At 69.9% G+C, this 19,350-nt stretch carries 19 protein-coding genes; 11 read left to right on the top strand and 8 right to left on the bottom strand.

What is annotated here, in order from left to right:
• Positions 1 to 13: 13 nt before the first annotated feature.
• The 3 genes from treZ to V3W47_RS12135 all read left to right on the top strand — a co-directional run bounded on the left by treZ (position 14) and on the right by V3W47_RS12135 (position 5,504).
• On the top strand, positions 14 to 1,822 hold the full coding sequence (treZ, locus tag V3W47_RS12145; RefSeq protein ID WP_331825477.1) for a malto-oligosyltrehalose trehalohydrolase: 1,809 nt from the start codon (positions 14 to 16) through the stop codon (positions 1,820 to 1,822).
• Positions 1,819 to 4,677, top strand: a complete 2,859-nt coding sequence (gene treY, locus V3W47_RS12140; RefSeq protein ID WP_331825476.1) for a malto-oligosyltrehalose synthase — start codon at positions 1,819 to 1,821, stop codon at positions 4,675 to 4,677. Before treZ ends, treY begins: the two co-directional genes overlap by 4 nt.
• A 362-nt stretch (positions 4,678 to 5,039) precedes the next feature.
• Positions 5,040 to 5,504, top strand: coding sequence for an SRPBCC family protein (locus V3W47_RS12135; RefSeq protein WP_331825475.1), 465 nt, complete (start codon positions 5,040 to 5,042; stop codon positions 5,502 to 5,504).
• A 143-nt stretch (positions 5,505 to 5,647) separates the two neighbouring features.
• On the opposite strand, the gene V3W47_RS12130 is transcribed toward V3W47_RS12135, so the two are convergent.
• Positions 5,648 to 5,947, bottom strand: a complete 300-nt coding sequence (locus V3W47_RS12130) for a hypothetical protein (protein WP_331825474.1) — start codon at positions 5,945 to 5,947, stop codon at positions 5,648 to 5,650.
• Between the two features lie 289 nt (positions 5,948 to 6,236).
• On the opposite strand from V3W47_RS12130, the gene V3W47_RS12125 reads away from it, so the two are divergent.
• From V3W47_RS12125 to V3W47_RS12110, 4 genes are all read left to right on the top strand, one after another.
• Positions 6,237 to 7,115 carry an AAA family ATPase gene (locus V3W47_RS12125; RefSeq protein WP_331825473.1) on the top strand — a complete coding sequence of 293 codons (879 nt, stop codon included), beginning with the start codon at positions 6,237 to 6,239 and terminating at the stop codon, positions 7,113 to 7,115.
• A gap of 3 nt (positions 7,116 to 7,118) precedes the next feature.
• Positions 7,119 to 8,342, top strand: a complete 1,224-nt coding sequence (locus V3W47_RS12120) for a VWA domain-containing protein (protein ID WP_331825472.1) — start codon at positions 7,119 to 7,121, stop codon at positions 8,340 to 8,342.
• Between the two features lie 19 nt (positions 8,343 to 8,361).
• Positions 8,362 to 8,703, top strand: coding sequence for a hypothetical protein (locus V3W47_RS12115; RefSeq protein ID WP_331825471.1), 342 nt, complete (start codon positions 8,362 to 8,364; stop codon positions 8,701 to 8,703).
• A 387-nt stretch (positions 8,704 to 9,090) separates the two neighbouring features.
• Complete coding sequence (locus V3W47_RS12110) at positions 9,091 to 10,260, top strand: RNA-guided endonuclease InsQ/TnpB family protein (RefSeq protein ID WP_331825470.1); 1,170 nt, start codon at positions 9,091 to 9,093, stop codon at positions 10,258 to 10,260.
• A 12-nt stretch (positions 10,261 to 10,272) separates the two neighbouring features.
• Here the strand turns inward: V3W47_RS12110 and V3W47_RS12105 are convergent, their stop codons facing one another.
• From V3W47_RS12105 to V3W47_RS12095, 3 genes are read right to left on the bottom strand one after another with little or no spacing between them, the layout of a single operon-like run.
• On the bottom strand, positions 10,273 to 10,581 hold the full coding sequence (locus tag V3W47_RS12105; protein ID WP_442877224.1) for a metal-sensitive transcriptional regulator: 309 nt from the start codon (positions 10,579 to 10,581) through the stop codon (positions 10,273 to 10,275).
• Positions 10,578 to 11,123 (bottom strand): DUF305 domain-containing protein, encoded by a 546-nt coding sequence (locus tag V3W47_RS12100; RefSeq protein ID WP_331825469.1) that lies wholly within the window; start codon positions 11,121 to 11,123, stop codon positions 10,578 to 10,580. The genes V3W47_RS12105 and V3W47_RS12100 overlap by 4 nt, the downstream gene beginning before the upstream one ends.
• The gene (locus tag V3W47_RS12095) at positions 11,120 to 11,320 is read right to left on the bottom strand and encodes a CopZ family metallochaperone (RefSeq protein WP_331825468.1); all 201 of its coding nucleotides are present in this window, start codon (positions 11,318 to 11,320) and stop codon (positions 11,120 to 11,122) included. The genes V3W47_RS12100 and V3W47_RS12095 overlap by 4 nt, the downstream gene beginning before the upstream one ends.
• A gap of 141 nt (positions 11,321 to 11,461) precedes the next feature.
• Here V3W47_RS12095 and V3W47_RS12090 point away from each other — a divergent pair, with 141 nt between their 5' ends.
• Positions 11,462 to 13,981 (top strand): heavy metal translocating P-type ATPase, encoded by a 2,520-nt coding sequence (locus V3W47_RS12090; RefSeq protein WP_331825467.1) that lies wholly within the window; start codon positions 11,462 to 11,464, stop codon positions 13,979 to 13,981.
• Positions 13,982 to 14,116: 135 nt separating this feature from the next.
• On the opposite strand, the gene V3W47_RS12085 is transcribed toward V3W47_RS12090, so the two are convergent.
• On the bottom strand, positions 14,117 to 14,335 hold the full coding sequence (locus tag V3W47_RS12085) for a hypothetical protein (protein WP_331825466.1): 219 nt from the start codon (positions 14,333 to 14,335) through the stop codon (positions 14,117 to 14,119).
• A gap of 149 nt (positions 14,336 to 14,484) precedes the next feature.
• On the opposite strand from V3W47_RS12085, the gene V3W47_RS12080 reads away from it, so the two are divergent.
• Genes V3W47_RS12080 through V3W47_RS12070 form a run of 3 tightly spaced genes read left to right on the top strand, consistent with a single transcriptional unit; the run spans position 14,485 to position 16,485 of the window.
• The gene (locus V3W47_RS12080) at positions 14,485 to 15,663 is read left to right on the top strand and encodes an amidohydrolase (RefSeq protein ID WP_331825465.1); all 1,179 of its coding nucleotides are present in this window, start codon (positions 14,485 to 14,487) and stop codon (positions 15,661 to 15,663) included.
• A gap of 10 nt (positions 15,664 to 15,673) precedes the next feature.
• Complete coding sequence (gene sufU / locus V3W47_RS12075; RefSeq protein ID WP_331825464.1) at positions 15,674 to 16,099, top strand: Fe-S cluster assembly sulfur transfer protein SufU; 426 nt, start codon at positions 15,674 to 15,676, stop codon at positions 16,097 to 16,099.
• Positions 16,096 to 16,485, top strand: coding sequence for a nuclear transport factor 2 family protein (locus tag V3W47_RS12070; RefSeq protein ID WP_331825463.1), 390 nt, complete (start codon positions 16,096 to 16,098; stop codon positions 16,483 to 16,485). The genes sufU and V3W47_RS12070 overlap by 4 nt, the downstream gene beginning before the upstream one ends.
• Positions 16,486 to 16,695: 210 nt before the next feature.
• Here the strand turns inward: V3W47_RS12070 and folE are convergent, their stop codons facing one another.
• The 3 genes from folE to V3W47_RS12055 form a co-directional block, all read right to left on the bottom strand.
• Positions 16,696 to 17,307 carry a GTP cyclohydrolase I FolE gene (gene folE / locus V3W47_RS12065; protein ID WP_331825462.1) on the bottom strand — a complete coding sequence of 204 codons (612 nt, stop codon included), beginning with the start codon at positions 17,305 to 17,307 and terminating at the stop codon, positions 16,696 to 16,698.
• 100 nt (positions 17,308 to 17,407) lie between these two features.
• Entirely contained in the window at positions 17,408 to 18,052 is a 645-nt protein-coding gene (locus V3W47_RS12060) for an FMN-binding negative transcriptional regulator (RefSeq protein WP_331825461.1), read from the bottom strand.
• Between the two features lie 59 nt (positions 18,053 to 18,111).
• A complete protein-coding gene (locus tag V3W47_RS12055; protein WP_331825460.1) occupies positions 18,112 to 19,326 on the bottom strand; it encodes an adenylosuccinate synthase in 1,215 nt (404 codons plus the stop codon).
• Positions 19,327 to 19,350 lie beyond the last annotated feature (24 nt).

Below are 19,350 nucleotides of genomic sequence, written 5' to 3'. Positions count from 1 at the left end.
GCAAGGAGTTCCCATGACCACGCCCACCGCCCATGACCCGGCCCCCCCCACCCCGCCCGACTCGCCCGAAACCCGCCTGGGCGCGCACGTCCTCCCGGACCGGAGCGGCACCCGCTTCCGCGTCTGGAGTACCCTCGCCCGTGAGGTCGCCGTGCGGGTGGACGGCACAGACCATCCCATGAACGCGCTGGGAGGCGGCACGTTCGAGACGGTGCTCCCCGTCGGCGTGGGCACACGGTACAAGTTCGTCCTCGACGGGCTGGCCCTCCCCGACCCCTATGCGCGCTTCCTGCCCGACGGCGTGCACGGGGAGGCGGAGGTCGTGGACCTCGGCACCTTCGCCTGGGAGAACACGAGTTGGCGCGGGCTGCCCCTGAACGAGTGCGTCTTCTACGAGCTGCACGTCGGCACCTTTACCCCGCAGGGCACCTACCGGGCGGCGATGGAGCGGCTGCCGGACCTCAAGGAACTGGGCGTCACCGCCGTGGAGCTGATGCCGGTGGCGGCCTTTCCCGGCTCGCGCGGCTGGGGGTACGACGGGGTGGCGCTGTACTCGCCCTATGCGCCCTATGGCCGCCCCGAGGACCTGATGGCCTTCGTGGACGCGGCGCACGGGCTGGGGCTGGCCGTCTTTCTGGATGTGGTGTACAACCACTTCGGGCCGGATGGGAACTACCTCAGCGCGTACAGCCCGTCGTACTTCACGGAGCGGTTCCATACCCCGTGGGGCGCGGGGCTGGACTACGCCGAACCCCACATGCGCCGCCTCATCACCGGGAACGCGCGGATGTGGCTGCGCGACTACCGCTTCGACGGGCTGCGGCTGGACGCCACCCAGGAGATGCAGGACGACTCCCCCACCCACATCCTGCGCGAGATCGCCGACGGGGTACACGCGCTCGGCGGCACCCACCTCATGCTCGCCGAGGACTACCGCAACCTGCCCGAACTCGTGACCGACCACCACCTCGACGGCATGTGGGTGGACGACTTCCACCACGTCATGCGCGTGACGGTGGCAGGCGACCGCGACGGGTACTACCAGTATTACGAGGGGGGCGCGGCGGCGGTGGCGAACGTGATCAACCGGGGCTGGGTCTACGAGGGCCAGGAGTGGGAGTGGGACCAGGGGCACGCCCCGCGCGGCAGGCCCGCCGACGCGCTGAATTCCCCCTCCTTCGTGTACTTCATCCAGAACCACGATCAGGTCGGCAACCGGGCGGTGGGCGACCGCATCCACCACCTGAGCCGGGTGACGCCCGCGATGTTCCGGGGGGCCACCACTCTGCTCCTCACGCTGCCCACCACGCCGCTACTCTTTCAGGGGCAGGAGTGGCTGGCCTCCACGCCCTTTCCCTTCTTCAGCGACCACCACGGGGAACTGGGGGCGCTGGTGAGCGAGGGTCGCAAGCGCGAGTTCGCCGCCTTCGAGGGCTTCGGCGGGGACACCATCCTCGACCCGCAGGCGGAGGCGACCTTCGAGGGGGCAAAACTCGATTGGAGCGAGCGCGAGGAGGGCGAACACGCCCGCACGCTGGGGCTGTACCGCGAGCTGCTGAGGTTGCGCCGGGAGGACCCCGTGCTGCGGGACCGCGAGCGCCGCAATCTGGAGGCCGGAACTGTGGGCGACGTGGTATGGGTGCGCCACAGAACGGAGGAAGGCGAACGCGCCCTGCTCTGGAATACCGGGGGGGCCGAGCTGAATATGGACGCCGTGATCCTCTCCCTCAGCCTGCCCTCCGCCGTTCTCTTTCACTCCGAGGGCCGCGAGGACGCTACCCTCGCCCCCGGTGAGGCCGTGCTGCTGGGGTCCGGGGCATGACCCAGGTTCTCGACGCCCCGCTCCACACGCCACAGGCCACGAGCCACACGCCCTCCTCCACCTACCGCCTCCAACTTCACGCGGGCTTCGACTTCGCGGCGGCCCGCCGGGTGCTGCCCTACCTCGCGCGGCTGGGTGTGACCGACGTGTACCTCTCGCCGATCTGGACGAGCACGCCCGGCTCGACGCACGGCTACGACGTGACCGACCACGCCTCGGTCAACCCCGAACTCGGCGGCGAGGCGGGGCTGCGGCGGCTGGCGGGGCGGGCGCACGCGCTCGGGCTGCGGCTGATCGTGGACTTCGTGCCCAACCACATGGGCATCCAGGGCGGGCACAACCCGTACTGGGAGGACGTGCTGATGCACGGGCGGGCGAGCCGCTACGCGCACTTCTTCGACATCTCGTGGCAGCCCCTCAAGCGGGCGCTGGAGGGCAAGGTGCTGCTGCCCACCCTCGGCGACCAGTACGGACGGGTGCTGGAGCGCGGCGAACTGAAGCTGGAGCGCGACGGTGGGCGCTTCTTCCTGCGGTACTGGGAGCGGCGCTTTCCCATCTCGCCGCGCAGCCTCGCGGCGCTGCTGGGGCAGGTGGCGGGACGGCTGCTGGGGCGGCCCGAGCATCCTGAACTCGCCTCGGTCGCGCGGGCGGCGGCCAATCTGCCCCGCTCCACCTCCGACCTCACCGACGCCGACCGCCTCGCCCGCGCCGAGGAGGTGGACATCATCGCCCGGCGCCTCGCGGCCCTCACGGAAACCTCGCGCCCGGTGCGGGAGGCGCTGGACGGCGTGCTGGACACCGCGAACGGCGACCCGGCCCTCCTCGACTCGCTCATTCAGGAGCAGAACTACCGCCTCGCCTCGTGGCGGGTGGCGTCCGAGGAGATCAACTACCGCCGCTTCTTCGACATCAACGACCTCGCCGCCCTGCGGATGGAGGACTCCCGCGTCTTCGTCTGGGCACACGGCAAGCTGTTCGACCTCGTGCGGGAGGGCGTGGTTTCGGGCGTGCGGCTTGACCACACCGACGGCCTGTACGACCCGGCGGGCTACTTCCGGGCGCTGCAACTCGGCGCGGCGGAGGCGCTGGGCCTGCCCGCCCCGGCGGAGGACGCGCCCCGCGAGGCGCTGCCCCTGTACGTCGTTGCCGAGAAGATTCTGGAACCCGGCGAGCATCTGCCCGAGGACTGGGCCATCCACGGCACGACCGGCTACGACTTCCTCGCGCAACTCGGGGGCGTGTTCGTGGACGGGGCGAACGAGGAGGAGGTGACGGCGATCTACCGCCGCTTTACGGGCGACCGCGAGAGCTACGGCGACCACCTCTACCGGGGCAAGTCGCTGATCGAGCGCGTGTCGCTGCCGGGGGAGGTCAACGTCCTCGCCGAGCATCTGGGGCGGCTGGCCGAGGCCGACCTGCGTTTCCGCGACTTCACCCTCAGCGCCCTGCGCGACGCCATCCGCGAGGTGATCGCCTCCTTCCCGGTGTACCGCACCTATGTGCGGGCAGACGGCTCGCGCGAACCCGGCGACGACGCCAAGATCGAACACGCCGTCCGCGACGCGAAGGCCCACGTGCGCCGCCAGAACCGCGACCTGAGCGGGAGCCTCTTCGACTTTCTGGAGGCAGTTCTCAAGCTGGACGCGGAGGGTGAGGCAACCCGCGCCTCCTACGCCGACTTCGCGCTGAAGTTCCAGCAGCTCACCGGCCCGGTGACGGCGAAGGGGGCGGAGGACACGGCCTTCTACCGTTACGGGCGGCTGCTCTCGCTGAACGAGGTGGGCGGCGACCCGGCGCTGTTCGGCACGCCGCCCAAATCCTTCCACGCCTCGGCGCGCGAGCGGGCGGAACGCTGGCCCGCCTCCATGCTCGCGGGCAGCACCCACGACACCAAACGCGGAGAGGACACCCGCGCCCGCCTCAGCGTCCTCTCCGAGCTGCCGCAGACATGGGCCGCGCACCTCAGCGGGTGGCTGCCCCTCGTCCGCTCGCTGGAGACCCAGACCGAACTCGGTCCGGCCCCCACCGCCCTCGACGCGTACACCCTGCTGCAAACGGCGCTGGGAGCCTACCCGCTGGACGGGAAGACGGACGATTTCGCCGACCGCCTGAGCGCCTACATGCTCAAGGCCGCCCGCGAGGCCAAGCTGCGGACAAGCTGGGCCGCCCCCGACGGCGAGTACGAGGCGGCGCTGGACACCCTTGTCCGTGGGTTGCTGGCGAACGAGCGGTACTTGACGGACCTGCGCGGCCTGCACGCGCGCATCAGCCCTTATGGCGCGCAAAACGGCCTGTCCGCGACGCTGGCCCGCCTGACCGCCCCCGGCGTGCCCGACACCTACCAGGGCTGCGAGGGCTGGAACCAGAGCCTCGTGGACCCCGACAACCGCCGCCCGGTGGACTACACCTGGCGGACGCGGACCCTGGCGCGTATCGAGCGGAAACACCCGGAGAACGGGCTGAGACTTGCCTCCGACCTCCTCGGCGGGTACGAGGACGGCGGCGTGAAGCTCCTCGTCACCTGGGCCGCCCTTCGGGCTAGAGCCGCGCACCCCGACCTGTTCCGGCACGGCGGCTACCGACCGCTCGGCGGGGGCAGGCACCTCCTCGCCTTCGCCCGCGAACACGGGGACGAACTGGCCGTGACCGTCGCGCCGCGCCTGACGTACAGCCTGACGCGGGAGAAGACGCCGTGGGCGATGGGCGAGGTCTGGGGCAACCGCCTCCTCACCCTCCCCCGCACGGGCCTCTACGAGAACGTGCTGACGGGCGAGCGGGTGCGCGTGCGCGGGGAGAAGATCGCGGTGGCGAAGGTGCTGGAGGACTTCCCGCTGGCGCTGCTGGTGAGGCGGTAGGGGAGTCGCCGGCTTCCAACGCCGTTGAGGGCCTGAAACGGCGTAGTCATCGGCACATCGGCTCAAAGCACCTTCGGGCACAGTCACACCGGAGTCTCAACCTCAACGGTCGGGACGCGGTGCCGCTGGACTCTGACGTTTGGGGCGTTCTGTCAGAATTTGCTCTCCGGCACATCAAATTCAGGACCTACACGGGGTTTTCAGTCGCCAGTCGCCGGAGAGCGGGCCTGTCCTCCCGGCCTTCCTCATGGCACCCCGGAGGTGCCCCGGACCTCAGCCGGGCGGTGGTGGGGCACAATGGGGGGGCACCCTCCTTCCACCCTGCTCCCGCCGCACTCCCACGCGGCCACGAGGTCCATAGCATGAAACTCAACTACAGCGGTCAGGAACACGTAAAGGCACCCCCGGCGGCGGTGTGGGCCTTCGTGCAGGACCCCGAGCGGGTGGCGCGCTGCCTGCCCGACGTGCAGGAGGTCGTCGTCCACGACGCCACACATATGGACGCCACCGTGCAGGTCGGCGTGGGCATGGTACGCGGCAAGTTCAAGTTCAAGATCGAGGTCCTGCCCGACGAGGCGCAGCACCGCGTCAACGTCAAGGTGCAGGGCGGCGGCCTCGGCAGCGTCGTGGACCTGACGGCGGGCGCGAACGTCGTGGACAACGGCGACGGCACGACCACCCTGGACTGGACGGGCGACGCCACCATGCGCGGCCCGGTCGCCACGGTGGGGGCGCGCGTCCTCGATGCCCAGGCCCAGAAGCTCATCCAGAAGACCTTTCAGAACATGAGTTCGCAGGTGGGGGCACATTCGGGGACGCTGGCCTGAGTCGCGTGGGGGAGCCGCCAGGGGCCAGCCGCCAGTCGCCAGGGACACCGGGGAACGTGTGCGCTTCCCGGCCAGCGCCCGGAACATGAAGCAGCGGAAGAATCTTTCCTGTTCTCTCTGGCGACTGGCGGCCCTCTCCCCCGCTAACTCGCCGAGGTCATTTCTGCCGGGACCGGCTCGGCGGCGGGTGCCGTCTTCCGGCGTTCCCACAGCATTCCGGCGGCGAATCCGGCGAGGCTCACCCCGGCGACAGCCAGCCACAGCCCCCCGGCGGGGGTGGAATCCAGAAACGTCCCGAGCCACGCGGCGAACACCGACACGGCAGCGTGGGCGAGGACGCAGACGACGATCAGGTGGGGAAGGCGGCGCAGGGCCAACGCGCGGGCACCGAAGTGCAGCCCGGAGGCGGCCACCAGCACGCACAGCAGGAAGGGAACGATCATGCCCAGAGGGTAGGCGAGGCTGTGTCACCCGCCTCTCAACCGCCGTCACATGGACCGAAGGTGAAGGAGTCGGCGGAGTTCGGCCCCTTCGGGAGAAGAACTTGCCGAGGTCGGTCTACCCAGGAAGAGAATATCCTCGGCAGGAACGATGTTTTTCCTTCGTTCCTCCCATGAGGAGGCTGGGTAGGACAGTCCAAGCACGCCCATCGTTCTCCAACGAAGTCTTACTCGGACTTACTGGCCCGGCGCGTCTCACCCCACGGGGCTGTGAAACAGGCGAGGATGGGGCATGAGTCAGCGTCCAGAGCCAGCCCCCGCGCCGGGAGACCTGCGGGCCGCCTTTCGGGAGCGTGGGTACGTGGCGGGTGACGCGCTGGCGACGGCGCTGCGGCTCGTCGTGGCGCTGGGGAGGCCACTGCTGCTGGAGGGTCCGGCGGGGGTGGGCAAGACCGAGGCGGCCAAGACGCTCGCGGGGGCGCTGGGCACGCGGCTGATCCGGCTGCAATGCTACGAGGGGCTGGACGCGCAGGCCGCCCTGTACGAGTGGAACTACGCCCGCCAGCTCCTGCACCTGCGCGCGGCGGAGGCGGGTGGCCGCCCCGTGACCGACGCAGACCTGTACGGCCCCACCTTCCTGATGCGCCGCCCCCTCCTGGAGGCGATCAGCCAGCCCACGTCGCCCGTCCTCCTCATCGACGAGGTGGACCGCGCGGACGACGCGTTCGAGGCCTTCCTCCTCGAACTCCTCGCCGAGTGGCAGGTCACGGTGCCGGAGCTGGGGACGATCACCGCCACGAGCCGCCCCCACGTCCTGCTGACGAGCAACCGCGCCCGCGAACTCAGCGACGCCCTGCGCCGCCGATGCCTGTACCTGTGGATGGACTACCCCACCCGCGCGCAGGAGCTGGAGATCGTCCGCGCCCGGCTGCCCGGCATCGACGAGGCCCTCGCCGCGCAGGTGACGCGGGCCGTCCATGCCCTGCGCGAGTTGCCGCTGGGCAAGCCGCCGGGGGTGGCGGAGACGCTCGACTGGGCCGCCGCCCTCGTCGCCCTGCACCGCGACCATCTGGACGAGGGGGCGCTGAATCTGACGCTCGGGGCCGTCCTGAAGCTGCGTGAGGACCAGGCGCTCGCCCGTGTGACGCTGGAGCGGCTGGTGAGGGGGTAGGGGGTGGAGGACCCCGCCAGCCTCCCCGCGCGGGTGGTCGTCCTCGCGGCGCGGCTGCGGTCGGGGCACGGCTTCCTCGTCGGGCCGGGGGAGATCGTGGACGGGCTGCGGGCGCTCGGCGCGGTGGACGTGCTGAGCGTGCGGGAGGTCCGCGACGCGCTGCGACCCGTGCTGACGGCCAGCCCGGCGCAGGGGCGGGTCTTCGACGCGGAATTCGACGCCCTCTTCCGGCCCCGCACCGGGCCTCCCCCGCCGGAGTTGCCGCCCCTCCTCCCCCAGACGGAGGCTCCACCCCCACCGCCCCAGAGGGTGGGAGGAGACGCGGGCCAGCCCCGCCCCATGCCCGGCGAGACGAGGGAGGAGACCCTACCGGAACCGGCGGACACCCAACCGCTTGGAGGTCGCACCCCACCCCGCGAGGCGGAGGGAGAACCGGACCAGCCCGGCGAGCCGCCCCGGTTGCTCACTGCCCGGCTGAGTCCGCACGCGGGCGCAGGGGGTGGAGTGGAGGCCGGGGGCGACGACCTGCCGGAATTGCTGCGGGCGGCGGGGGCGCTCGCGCGGGCGGTGGAACTGGGGCGGGCACGGCGGCTGGTCCCGCAGGGCCGGGGTTCGAGGCTCGACGCCCGGCGCACCCTGCGGGCGGCAGCACGGACGGCGGGCGACCCGGCGCGGCTGCGCTGGCTGGGCCGACCGCGCTGCGCGCCCCGCTTCCTCCTCGTGCTGGACGGGAGCCGGAGCATGGGCCGGAGCGCCACCCTGCTCTTGCGCTTCGCCCACGCGCTGCACCTGCGCTCGCGGCGGGTGGAGGTGTACGCCTTCAGCACGGCGCTGACCCGGCTCACGCCTCTCCTGCGCGGCACTCTCCCCGGTGCCCCCCTCCGCCTGCCCGACCTCGGGGACGCGTGGGGCGGCGGCACGCGCATCGGGGAGAATCTGCTGCGGCTCGCGCGTGAGGAACGCGCCCGCGTCACCCGCGATACCGTGGTCCTCATCCTCAGCGACGGGCTGGACACGGGCGAGCCGGAGGCCCTGACGCGCGCCCTGCGCGACCTCAGCCACCGCGCGGGCCTCCTCGTATGGCTCTCGCCGCTCGCCGCCGCGTCCGGCTACCGGCCCGTGCAGCGTGCGGTGCAGGCCGCCCTGCCGCATCTGGACGCCTTCCTGCCCGCCGCGAGTGTCGGCGACCTCCACGCCCTCGCGCGGGAGTTGCGCGGGCGGTGGTAGGTGTCTCAACCTGCCTTGCATGAACGACGAAGAGATCGGCCTCGTGTACCCCGACGACCTCGACGACGAGGGCTGGCCGGAGGACCCCACCGCCGACCCCCGCTTTCTCGTCTGCTCCCAATCTGTCAAGGAACAGGCGTTCGAGGTGCTGTGGCAACCGCTGGGCGAACAGCTCGGCTTGGACTTCGAGTTGCTGGACCTTCAGGACATCCCCGCCGAGGACGTGCCGACGGCGCTGGAGATGATGCGGGAGGTGCGGGAGACACACGAGGACGGCGAACTCGGGGCGTATCTGGAACGGTTGGGGGCGTTCCTGGCGGAGGCGATGGATCGGGGGCAGGGTGTGACCGTCTCGCTGTAGCTCCTCGCCCCAGCGCGTGTTGGGCGAGCGGTACTTGCCACCCCCCACCCGGCCTCCCCCGCAAGGGGGGAAGAGCTACACGCCCGGCGTTCTCGCCTTGCTAAGCCGTCCCGCCGACTTTGCACCCGTTTGAAGGAGTCGGAACGGACCTCACAACGCCCCTTCAACGGAAGGCGGCCAGCCCGGACGGAATCAGGCTGACCGCTGACGGCTGAAAGCTGAGTGCTCTACCGAAAGGGCCGCAGTGCCCCCGGATTTATCCGTGGGGGCAAACGCGGCCCCCGCCCGTCAGGGCGGCAAGGCTGAGGCCCAGAAGTGCTAAGCTAAACGAGCAATGGCCCCGCGCTGCTGATACAGCCGGGACCGTGGCAGACACCTTTCGAGGAGGTGCCGCACACGGAAAATACCACTTTGCGGGCGTTTCGCTATCGCCTGTCCCCCACCAAAGCGCAAGAAGCGGCGCTGGACACCACGTTGCTGCTTTGCCAGCGGCTGTACAACGGCTGTCTCGAAGAACGGCGGGGGGCGTACAGGAAGGCAGGCAAGAGTCTCACCGCCTACGACCAGATGAAGTCGCTGCCCGAGGTGAAAGCGGCGCTGCCCGAGTACGCCGGGGTGAACGCGCAAGTGCTTCAAGATGTGGTGAAGCGTCTGGACAAGGCGTTCAAGGGCTTCTTCCGCCGGGTGAAGGCAGGACAGAAAGCGGGCTTCCCCCGGTTCAGGGGCAGGGAACGGTACGACAGCTTCACGTACCCGCAACCCTCGCAGAACAGCGTCTCCGGGGACGGGAAGCACGTCTATTTGCCCAAGATTGGGAATGTGCGAATCAAACTCCACCGTCCCTTCTGCGGCAAGCTTAAGACGCTGGCCGTGAAGCGGGAGGGCCGGGAGTGGTACGCAGTGCTGACCTGCGAGGTGCCGAGGGCGGAGCCGCTGTCGCCGACCGGGAGCAGCGTGGGGATAGACGTGGGAACGACGTGGTTTTACGTGACCTCGGATGGGGAGTTCTGCGAAAACCACAGGCTCTTCCAGCGTTCCAGCAAGAAACTCCGGGTGGCACAACGCGCCCTGTCGCGCAAGTCCAACAAGCGCAGCAACCGTCGCTGGAAGGCGAAGGAGCGGGTCGCCAGGCTGTACCGCAAAACGGCACGGCAACGGCTTCAGTTGCATCACGAACAGGCGAAGAAGCTCACCACCGCGCACGACCTCATCTGCCACGAAGACTTAGGTGTGAAGGGCATGGCCCAGGGCAATCTGGGCAAGCAGATTCACGATGTGGCGTGGGGGCAGTTCTTTTCCATCCTCTCCAGCAAAGCGGAAGAAGCTGGCCGGAGAGTCGTCGCCGTGGACCCGAGGTTCACCTCCCAGCGGTGCCGTATCTGCGGGCACACCGAGCGGGGGAACCGAAGGGGGCAGGCGGACTTCAGGTGCCTGAGTTGTGATCATGCCGAGAACGCCGACGTGAACGCAGCGAAGAACATCTTGAGCAAGGGACTTGCTTTCGTGGCAGGGCGTATCTCAACGGAGACTGCGTGCCCCGAGAAGCCCCCGCTTTAGGCGTGGGGTAGTTCACCTGTACCGCAGCGCCTCCATCAGCTCCTCCACCATCTCCACCGTGTCGCCGCGTGTGGCGGCGGTGGCGACGTGTGCCTCAAGGTGCCCACGCAGCACGACCTCGCCCGCGCCGCCCAGCGCCCCCTGCACGGCCTTGATCTGCCGCAGCACGTCCACGCAGTACACGTCCTCCTTTTCCAGCATCCGCACGATGGAATCGAGGTGCCCCCGCGCGATGCTCAGGCGTCGGGCGGCCCGTTTGCGGGCGTCTTCCGGCATACACAGCTTGTTCTCGGCGTGGCAGTGGGTGGCCGTGTCGGTCATGGCAGGTCCTTCAGCCAGGCGCGGTACTGATTGATCTCCGCCGTCTGCGTCCTGACGATCCGCGCGGCGAGTTGCCGGACCTGCGGATTCTGGGAACGGGCCGGAACGAGCCTCGCCATCTCCACCGCGCCCTCGTGGTGGGGAATCATGCCCTCCAGGAACCAGCGGTCAGTATCGCCCTTCGGCGACATGGACATGCTCCGGGGCGTGTAGCTCTTGCCCGTCCACTTCCGCACCCACGCGCCGAGCTGGGCGATCTCCTTCTCCTGCGTGGCGATGACCTCACGGGCGGCGGCCTTCACCCGCGCGTCGTTCCCCAGCCGCAGCTCCGCGCGGGCCATATCCACGGCCATCTGGTGATGGTCCATCATCCGCAGGGCAAAGCGCACGTCGAAGGTCCAGCCCAGGAGCGGGCGCAGTTGGTCGAGCGGCCCCGCCTCCTTGCCCGTCGCGGTGGACGCGCCGTGCCCGCCGTGGCCCGTATGAGTCCCGGCGAGCGCCCCACCCGTCAGCGCCAGCGTGAGCAGCAGCGCCGCCCTCATCGTGCCTGTGCCCCGTAGCCCTCCTCGGCCACGGCGGCGACGAGCGCGTTCGCCTCCACCTGCCCTTCCACGGTCGCCTTCCCGCCCTCCAGGTCCACCCGCACGCCCTCCACGCCGGGTACCGCCTTCAAGGCTCCCTCAACGGCCTTCACGCAATGCCCGCAGCTCATCCCGGTGATCGTCAGTTCGGTGGTCATGGAGTCAGGCTATACCCAGGGGGGGAGGGTGTCAAGGAGCTATCAGCTATTAGCGGTCAGCTATCAGCAAAGGAAGGCTGAAAGCTGAAAGCTGATGGCTGACAGCTTGCCAGACCCTCCCTGGGGGGATATGCTCCTCCCATGAAAACTCTCGAACTCGATATCGGCGGCATGACGTGTGCCGCGTGCGTGGGGCGGGTGGAACGCGGGCTACGGAAGGCGGAGGGGGTGGAGGCGGCGGCTGTCAACCTCGCCACCGAGCGGGCGAGCGTGACCTACGATCCGGCGCGGACTGACGCGGCGACGCTCGTGCGGCGGGTGGAGGACACCGGGTACGAGGCGCGGACGGCGGAGGCGAGCTTCCCCGTGGAGGGGATGACCTGCGCGGCGTGCGTCGGGCGGGTGGAGCGGGCGCTGAATCGGGCGGAGGGCGTGCTGAGCGCGTCCGTGAACCTCGCCACCGAGCGGGCGAGCGTGACGTACCTGCCCGCTGCTACCTCGCCCGCCGCCCTCAGGGACGCGGTGCGCGGGGCGGGGTACGCGGTGCCGGACGAGACCGAGCGGGCACAGTCCAGATTGGATGCCGACAGGGAACGCCGGGCGCGTGAGATGACCGACCTTCGCCGGGCTGTCCTCTTCGCGGCGGCCTTTTCCATCCCCCTCTTCCTGCTCGCCATGCTGCCGATGCTCTGGATGCCGCTCCACATGTGGCTGATGGAGAACGTCGGGATGAACGCGCTGAACTGGATCATGCTCGCGCTCGCCGCGCCGGTACAGTTCGGCCCCGGCCTGCGCTTCTACCGCTCGGGCTGGGCGGCCCTGCGGCACCGCTCCCCGGACATGAACACGCTCGTCATGCTGGGCACGACCGCCGCCTTCGCGTACTCGGTGCTGGCGACCGTCGCGCCCGGCCTCTTCCCGGTGGGGAGCGCGCACGTCTACTTCGAGGCGTCGGCGGTCGTCATCACCCTGATCCTGCTCGGCAAGCTGTTCGAGGCGCTGGCGAAGGGCCGCTCGGGCGAGGCGATGCGGTCGCTGCTCGCCCTGCGCCCCAGCACGGCCCGCGTGCGGCGCGGCGGCGAGGTGGTGGAGGTCGCGGCGGACGACGTGCGGGTGGGCGATCTGGTCCTGATTCGCTCCGGCGAGCGGCTGCCCGTGGACGGGGAAGTGACAGAGGGCCGCTCCTACGTGGACGAGTCCATGCTGACGGGTGAGCCGGTGCCCGTGGAGAAGACGACCGGCAGCCGCGTCACGGGCGGCACGGTGAACGGCACGGGGGCGCTGACCTTCCGGGCGACGGGGGTGGGGGCGGACACGGCGCTGGCACGAATCGTCCGCCTCGTGGAGAGCGCGCAGGCGAGCCGACCGCCCATTCAGGGCCTCGCCGACCGGGTGGTGGCTGTGTTCGTGCCCGTCGTCCTCGTCATCGCGGCGCTGACCTTCCTGACGTGGCTGCTGCTCGGCGGGGAGGGGGCGCTGGCGAACGCGCTCGTCCACACCGTCGCCGTCCTCATCATCGCCTGCCCGTGCGCGATGGGACTCGCCACACCCGTCTCCGTGATGGTGGGCAGCGGGAAGGCCGCGCAGCTCGGCGTGCTGTTCCGCTCCGGGGCGGCATTGGAGGGGCTGGGCCGGGCCGGGGTGGTGGCGCTGGACAAGACGGGGACGGTGACGCGGGGGGCACCGGAGGTCACGGAAGCGGTCAGCTCTCAGCCGTCAGCCGTCAGCGAGGATGAACTGCTCTCGCTCGCTGCCGCCGCCGAGGCTTCCTCGGAGCATCCGCTGGCAAGGGCGGTCGAGCGGGCGGCGCGGGAGCGGGGGTTGGCGGTCCCCACGGCGACGGAGTTCGAGGCCCTGCCCGGCTTCGGGGTGCGGGCGACGGTGGACGGGCGGCGGGTGGAGGTCGGCGCGGCGCGGTTCATGGCGCGGCTGGGGCTGCCGCTCGGCGAGTTGGGGCAGGAAGCGGACCGGCTCGCCACTCGGGGACGCACCCCCGTCTTCGTGGCGTTGGACGGGGAACTGGCGGGCCTGCTGGGCATCGCCGACCCGTTGCGCGAGGGCAGCGCGTCGGCCATCCGCACGCTTCAGGGGCAGGGGGCAGAAGTGGCCCTGATCACGGGCGACACCCGCGCGACCGCCGGGGCCGTGGCCGCCGAGGTCGGGGTGTCGCGCGTGCTGGCCGAGGTCCTGCCGGAGGGCAAGGCGGACGCGGTGGCGGAGTTGCAGGCGGGGGGACGCACCGTCGCCTTCGTCGGGGACGGCATCAACGACGCCCCGGCCCTCGCGCGGGCGGATGTGGGCGTCGCCATCGGCACGGGAACGGACGTGGCCGTGGAGACCGCCGACGTGATTCTGATGAGCGGCGACCTGCGCGGCGTGCCGAACGCGGTGGCCCTGTCACGCGCCACCCTGCGGAACATCCGGGTCAACCTCTTCTGGGCCTTCGCGTACAACGTCCTCCTCATTCCGGTCGCGGCGGGCGTGCTGGCCCCGTGGGGCGTCACCCTCTCCCCCGTCCTCGCCGCCGCCGCGATGGGGTTATCGAGCGTCTTCGTGCTGACGAACGCGCTGCGGCTCAGGACCTTCCGGCCCCCGCTGAGGGTGGCGTCGTCTTCCCCGGAGGTTCCGATGAGGCAGACGGTGGCGCGAGGACAGACTTAAGAGGCTGCGTCTTTCCACTCCTCCCCCCTTGCGGGGGAGGCCGGGTGGGGGTGGCAAGCCCCGCTTGCCCAACATCACCAACACAGGGAGGAGCGCCCCGGCACACTCTCCAGGGCGCTCCTCTTCTCTCCCTCTTCAGAACCAGCGGCGCTTGCTCGCGGTCCGCTTGCCCAGACGCTTCTCGGCCTGCCCCAGCAGGAAGTCGAGGGCGCGGTCGCGTTTTCCGAGCTTGGTGTACTTGCCGCGCCCCACCTGCCGCTTGCGGCGCACCATGCCGATGAGTTCGAGGGCGACGGGGGCGTAGACCATCCACTTGCTGAGTTTGCCGCCGCTGCGGCTGCGGGTCGTCTTCATGCCTCCCATTACGACATCCAAGAGAGAAAAGTTGCTGAGGACAGGCTCAGCCGGGTTCACGAAGGCGCTCAAGGTCTCTCTGGCGACTAGAAGCTGGCGACTGGCGACCCCGAAACGGCCCTCCCCCGGCAAATGCTCTACGCTGGGGCATGACCCAGACCGTGGACCCGGTGGCGGCCCTGCGCGGGCAACTCGTGGCGTGGCGGCGGCACCTGCACATGCACCCCGAAGTCGGCTTCGCGGAGCACGAGACGGCGGCATACATCGAGGCCGAGTTGCGGAAGATGCCGGGCCTGACCGTCTCCCGCCCGACCGCGACGAGCGTGCTGGCCGTGCTGAGGGGCGGGAAGCCGGGCCGCACCATCCTCCTGCGCGCGGACATCGACGCCCTGCCGATGGAGGAGGAGAATACCTTCGAGTACGCTTCGCGCAATCCGGGGGCCATGCACGCCTGCGGGCACGACGGGCACACGGCGATTCTGCTCGGGGTGGCGCGGCTGCTGTCGAGTGACGCGGCGAACGTCCCCGGCGAGGTCCGCATGATCTTCCAGCACGCCGAGGAGATCGGGCCGGGCGGCGCGGAGGAACTCGTCACGGGCACGGGCCTGATGGACGGCGTGGACGTGGTGACGGGCCTGCACCTCAACTCGCAGCTTCCGGTCGGCGTGGTGGCGGTCAAGCCAGGGGCGTTTATGGCCGCGCCGGACACGGTGGAGATCGTGATCAAGGGCAAGGGCGGGCACGGCGCGCACCCGGAGCAGGCGGTGGACCCCATCGCGGTCGGGGCGCAGGTCGTGACGAACCTTCAGCACGTGGTCAGCCGTCAGGTCGCGGCGCTCGACGCGCTCGTAGTGTCCATCACGTCCTTCCACAGCGGCACCACGCACAACGTCATCCCCGACACGGCGAACCTGCTGGGCACAGTGCGGACCTTCGACCCGGAGCTGCGCGAGCGGGCACCGCAACTCATCGAGCGCGTGGTGAGGGGCGTGTGTGAGGCGCACGGGGCGGGCTACGAGTTCCGGTACGAGCTGGGCTACCGTCCCGTCATCAACACGGACTGGGTATCCGCGCGGCTTCGGGAAATCGCGCTGGAGACGGTCGGCCCCGAGCACTATCAGGACGCCAGGCCCACGATGGGCGGCGAGGACTTCAGCGCCTACCTCCAGCGGGCACCCGGCGCGTACTTCAACGTCGGCTCGGGCAGCGACGAGGCCGACAGCCGCTGGCCGCACCATCACCCGCGCTTCACCCTGGACGAGGCCAGCCTGGAGACGGGGGTGCGGATGCTCCATGCCGCCGCGCTGCGCCTGGGGCTGCCGGAGTAGGAGGAGACCCGTGCTGCCCGAAGCCGTCGCCCGCCAGATCATCGCCGAGCATGGGGGGCGTCCGCGTGGGGTGGGCCAGATTGCGGGTGCCCCGCACGCCGCGCGCGACAACCCCGGCTGCGGCGATCACGTCACGGTGTGGGCGCGCGTGGAGAATGGGCGGCTCGCGGAGGTGCGCTTCACCGGGAAGGGCTGCGCGGTCAGCCGGGCAAGTGCGAGCCTGATGACGCAACGGCTCGGCGGCCTGGCGCTGGGGGAAGTTCACGCCCTGAGCGCGAGCTACCGGGCGATGGTCATGGGCGAGGCCCTGCCCGATCCGGCGCTCGGCGACCTCGTGGCGCTGGCGGGCGTGAGCCGCCTGCACGCGCGGCGCAAGTGCGCGCTGCTCGCCTGGCAGGCGCTGGAGACAGCGTTGAGTGAGGTGGAGAAGGCATGACCATACCCTCACCCACCGAGGTCGTTCGCGCCTGGGAGGAGGCCGTCAACGCGCGGAACGAGACGCGGCTGCTCGCCCTCTCCGACCCGGAGATCGAGATTGTCGGGCCACGGGGCAGCGTGCGCGGGCATGCCGTCTTGACCGACTGGCTGGGACGGGCAGGGTTGCGGTTTGAGACGAGACGCCGCTTCGCTCGGGGCGCGGAGGTCGTCCACGAACAGGTGGGACGGTGGCACGACCTGGATACGGGCGCGGTGGTAAGTGAGGTGCCCATCGCCTCCCATTACCGGGTCGAGGGTGAGCGGGTCGTGTATGTGGCGCGTTACGACGAGTTGAGCACGGCGTTGGGGCGTGCGGGGTTGGAGGAGGGGCAGGGGGTGGGTTGACGACTTCGTTTTTTAGGAGGCGCTGCCCGCTCACCCCCTCCCGGCCTCCCCCTCAAGGGGGAGGAGTGAAAAGAGCAAGAGCTTGAGCGTCTTTTCTCCCCGCCTCCTCGTGGGTGATTCGAAGAGCCGCTTGCAGAGGAAGCCACGTAACAGCTCCGCCACCCAATTCCCCTTCATCTGGCCGCTGGAAGCTGGCGGCTGACTGCCCCCTCACCGACCCCGCAATGTGTTCTGCACGGCGCTCATGAACTCCATGCGGGTCCGCATGTCCTCCTTGAACACGCCCCGCATGGCCGAGGTGGTCGTGGAGGAGTTCTGCTTCTGCACGCCGCGCATCGCCATGCACAGGTGAACGCCCTCCATCAGGACGGCCACGCCCTTCGGGTCGAGCAGTTCCTCCACGGCGTCGGCAATCTGGGTCGTGATGCGCTCCTGCACCTGAAGGCGGCGCGAGTAGAGGTCCACGATGCGGGCGAACTTGCTCAGGCCCAGGATTTTGCCGTCGGGGATGTAGGCGATGTGCGCCCGGCCATAGAAGGGCAGCATGTGGTGTTCGCACATGGAGTAGAACTCGATGTCCTTGACGATCACCATCTCGCTGCCCTCCGCCTCGAACACGGCGTCCCCGGCGGCGTCCCGCAGGGTCTTCTGATACCCGGCGGTGAGAAAGCCCCACGCCTTCGCCACGCGGTGCGGCGTCCGCAGCAGCCCCTCGCGCTCGGGGTCCTCGCCGATGGCGGCGAGCCAATCATGGGTCAGGTCGCGCAGGCCCGGCACTTCCTCCCGCTCGTCGGCGGCGCTGATGGTGGGGGGGGTGGTCATGGGGATGAGTGTAGGGGTTGGGAGTTGGAGAGGAGGCGTTAGGGTGGTCTGAACCCAGGTTCCTAAGAATGACGGGCCTGGGGAACGTTTGTCCCCAACTTCAGTCCTCCCCGACCCCACCGTATTCGGCCACCAGCGCGGCCATCGGGTGAGACTCCTCTCCCCGTTGCCGGAACCCGGCGACCACGCCCCTCCGGTCCGGTTCCGGGCGGTTCTGACTCACCTTCCATTTGCCCGCCAGCCGGTCGATCTCCAGTTCGATGCCGACGATGCCCTTCATCTGTGAAGTGATGTACGAGTCGGGCGCATCGGCCACTTCCCACGGGACCGGGCGTTCCTGTTCCTGGGATCGTGTCAGCGCGTTCAGGTGGTGGGCGAGCCACGCGGCATCCTCAATCAGGCGCGGCCTGCCCCAGGCGTGAACCGTGGCGTAGTTCCAGGTGGGAACGACCTTGCCGGTCTCCTGTTTGGTTGGGTACCAGGAGGGCGTGACGTACTCCTGCGGCCCCTGGAACACGACGAGGCATTCGGAAGCGGGGCCAAGCTCACGGAGTTGCGGATTGGCGCGGGCCAGGTGAGCCTGGAGGGTCCCCTTCGCGGAAGCCGACGGTGCCAGGACGAAGGGGATGGGATTTGCCATCAGGCCACCCGGACCTGCGGTGATGAGTAGACCGAGGGGGAACTTCCGAATCAGCGCGTGCTGGACTTCAAGCCGTTCTTCCCGAAAGTGTGGGGGTTGGTACATGGCCTTCTCCTTTACCCAGACGCTCTCGATGCTGTCAACAGCTCGCAGCCTCTCCTCCCTCACCCCCACGTCACCGCCCCGTACGTCTGCTCCCGCGCCGGGCCGCACGAGAAGATGACGACGGGGCAGTTCACGGTCTCCTCGATGAGGTCGAGGTACGCCTGGGCCTCCCCCGGCAGGGTGCCCCGGCTACTCGCGCCGTCGGTGGTGGTCCAGCCGGGCAGCTCGCGGTAGACGGGCTGGCCGCCTTCGTCGTACCTCACGCAGACCTTGACTGTCTCCAGGCCCGCGAGGATGTCCATCTTGTTGATCACGAGACCGTCGAGGCCGTTCACGTCCACGGCGTACTTCAGGAGGTCGAGGTCGAGCCAGCCCACCCGGCGGGCGCGGCCCGTCGTCGTGCCGAACTCGTCCCAGGGGTTGGAGCCGTCGCCGCGTAGCCGAGTCTCCATCGCGCCGAAGACCTCGGTGACGAAGGGGCCGTGGCCCACGCGGGTGTTGAACGCTTTGGCGACGCCGTACACCTGCCCGACCGCCTTGTGGTTCACGCCCGCCCCGACGAGGATGCCGCCGACCGTGGGGTGGCTGCTCGTCACGAAGGGGTAGGTGCCGTAGTTCAGATCGAGGAGAGTGGCCTGCGCGCCCTCGAACAGGACGTTCTCGCCGTCCTTAATGGCCTGGCGCAATTCGGCCCCCGTGTCGCGCACGAAGGGCAGCAGCGCGTCGCGGATGGGGAGGAGGTAGCCCAGCGCGTCGGCCACGCTGGACCAGCCCGCCTCCCGCGTGGAGTTGGGTTTGGCCTCCAGCAGCCGCTCGATGCGCTCGCGCAGGGTGGCGTCGTCCGCGAGGTCCCCGAAGCGCAGGCCCACCCGCCGCGCCCGGTCGGCGTAGGCGGGGCCGATGCCGCGCCCGGTCGTGCCCACGAAGTCCTTGCGCCCGTCCACGTACTTGTGGTGGGGCAACACGAGGTGCGCCCGGTCGCTGATCCGCAGCTCGGGCCTCAGCCCGCCGTCGAGGAGGCTCTGGCGCTCGGCGAGGAACTTCTCGGGGTCGATGACCATGCCGTCACCCAGCACGCTGACCGCGCTCTCGTGGAGCACGCCGCTGGGCAGCAGGTTGAGCTTGTAGGTCCGCCCCCCCGCCGTGACGGTGTGCCCGGCATTCGCGCCGCCCTGATACCGCACCACGTACCGCGCTCCGGGCGCGAGAAAGTCCGTGATCTTCCCCTTGCCCTCGTCTCCCCACTGCGCGCCGATGATCGCTATTCCGGGCATCCTGAAGCCTCCAGCCACGCGCCC

The sequence above is a fragment of the Deinococcus sp. YIM 134068 genome (genome assembly GCF_036543075.1).
Lineage (GTDB): Bacteria > Deinococcota > Deinococci > Deinococcales > Deinococcaceae > Deinococcus > Deinococcus lichenicola.
The sequence above is the reverse complement of the archived record's forward strand: the minus strand, read 5'-3'. Positions and strand labels throughout refer to the sequence as shown.

Coding starts and splice junctions, on each gene's coding strand:
- treZ (WP_331825477.1), top strand. CDS start 14: ATGACCACGCCCACCGCCCATGACCCGGCCCCCCCCACCCCGCCCGAC.
- V3W47_RS12070 (WP_331825463.1), top strand. CDS start 16,096: ATGACCATACCCTCACCCACCGAGGTCGTTCGCGCCTGGGAGGAGGCC.
- V3W47_RS12100 (WP_331825469.1), bottom strand. CDS start 11,123: ATGAGGGCGGCGCTGCTGCTCACGCTGGCGCTGACGGGTGGGGCGCTC.
- V3W47_RS12130 (WP_331825474.1), bottom strand. CDS start 5,947: ATGATCGTTCCCTTCCTGCTGTGCGTGCTGGTGGCCGCCTCCGGGCTG.
- V3W47_RS12135 (WP_331825475.1), top strand. CDS start 5,040: ATGAAACTCAACTACAGCGGTCAGGAACACGTAAAGGCACCCCCGGCG.
- V3W47_RS12125 (WP_331825473.1), top strand. CDS start 6,237: ATGAGTCAGCGTCCAGAGCCAGCCCCCGCGCCGGGAGACCTGCGGGCC.
- folE (WP_331825462.1), bottom strand. CDS start 17,307: ATGACCACCCCCCCCACCATCAGCGCCGCCGACGAGCGGGAGGAAGTG.
- V3W47_RS12090 (WP_331825467.1), top strand. CDS start 11,462: ATGAAAACTCTCGAACTCGATATCGGCGGCATGACGTGTGCCGCGTGC.
- V3W47_RS12080 (WP_331825465.1), top strand. CDS start 14,485: ATGACCCAGACCGTGGACCCGGTGGCGGCCCTGCGCGGGCAACTCGTG.
- V3W47_RS12095 (WP_331825468.1), bottom strand. CDS start 11,320: ATGACCACCGAACTGACGATCACCGGGATGAGCTGCGGGCATTGCGTG.
- V3W47_RS12055 (WP_331825460.1), bottom strand. CDS start 19,326: ATGCCCGGAATAGCGATCATCGGCGCGCAGTGGGGAGACGAGGGCAAG.
- V3W47_RS12060 (WP_331825461.1), bottom strand. CDS start 18,052: ATGTACCAACCCCCACACTTTCGGGAAGAACGGCTTGAAGTCCAGCAC.
- V3W47_RS12105 (WP_442877224.1), bottom strand. CDS start 10,581: ATGACCGACACGGCCACCCACTGCCACGCCGAGAACAAGCTGTGTATG.
- V3W47_RS12085 (WP_331825466.1), bottom strand. CDS start 14,335: ATGAAGACGACCCGCAGCCGCAGCGGCGGCAAACTCAGCAAGTGGATG.
- treY (WP_331825476.1), top strand. CDS start 1,819: ATGACCCAGGTTCTCGACGCCCCGCTCCACACGCCACAGGCCACGAGC.
- V3W47_RS12115 (WP_331825471.1), top strand. CDS start 8,362: ATGAACGACGAAGAGATCGGCCTCGTGTACCCCGACGACCTCGACGAC.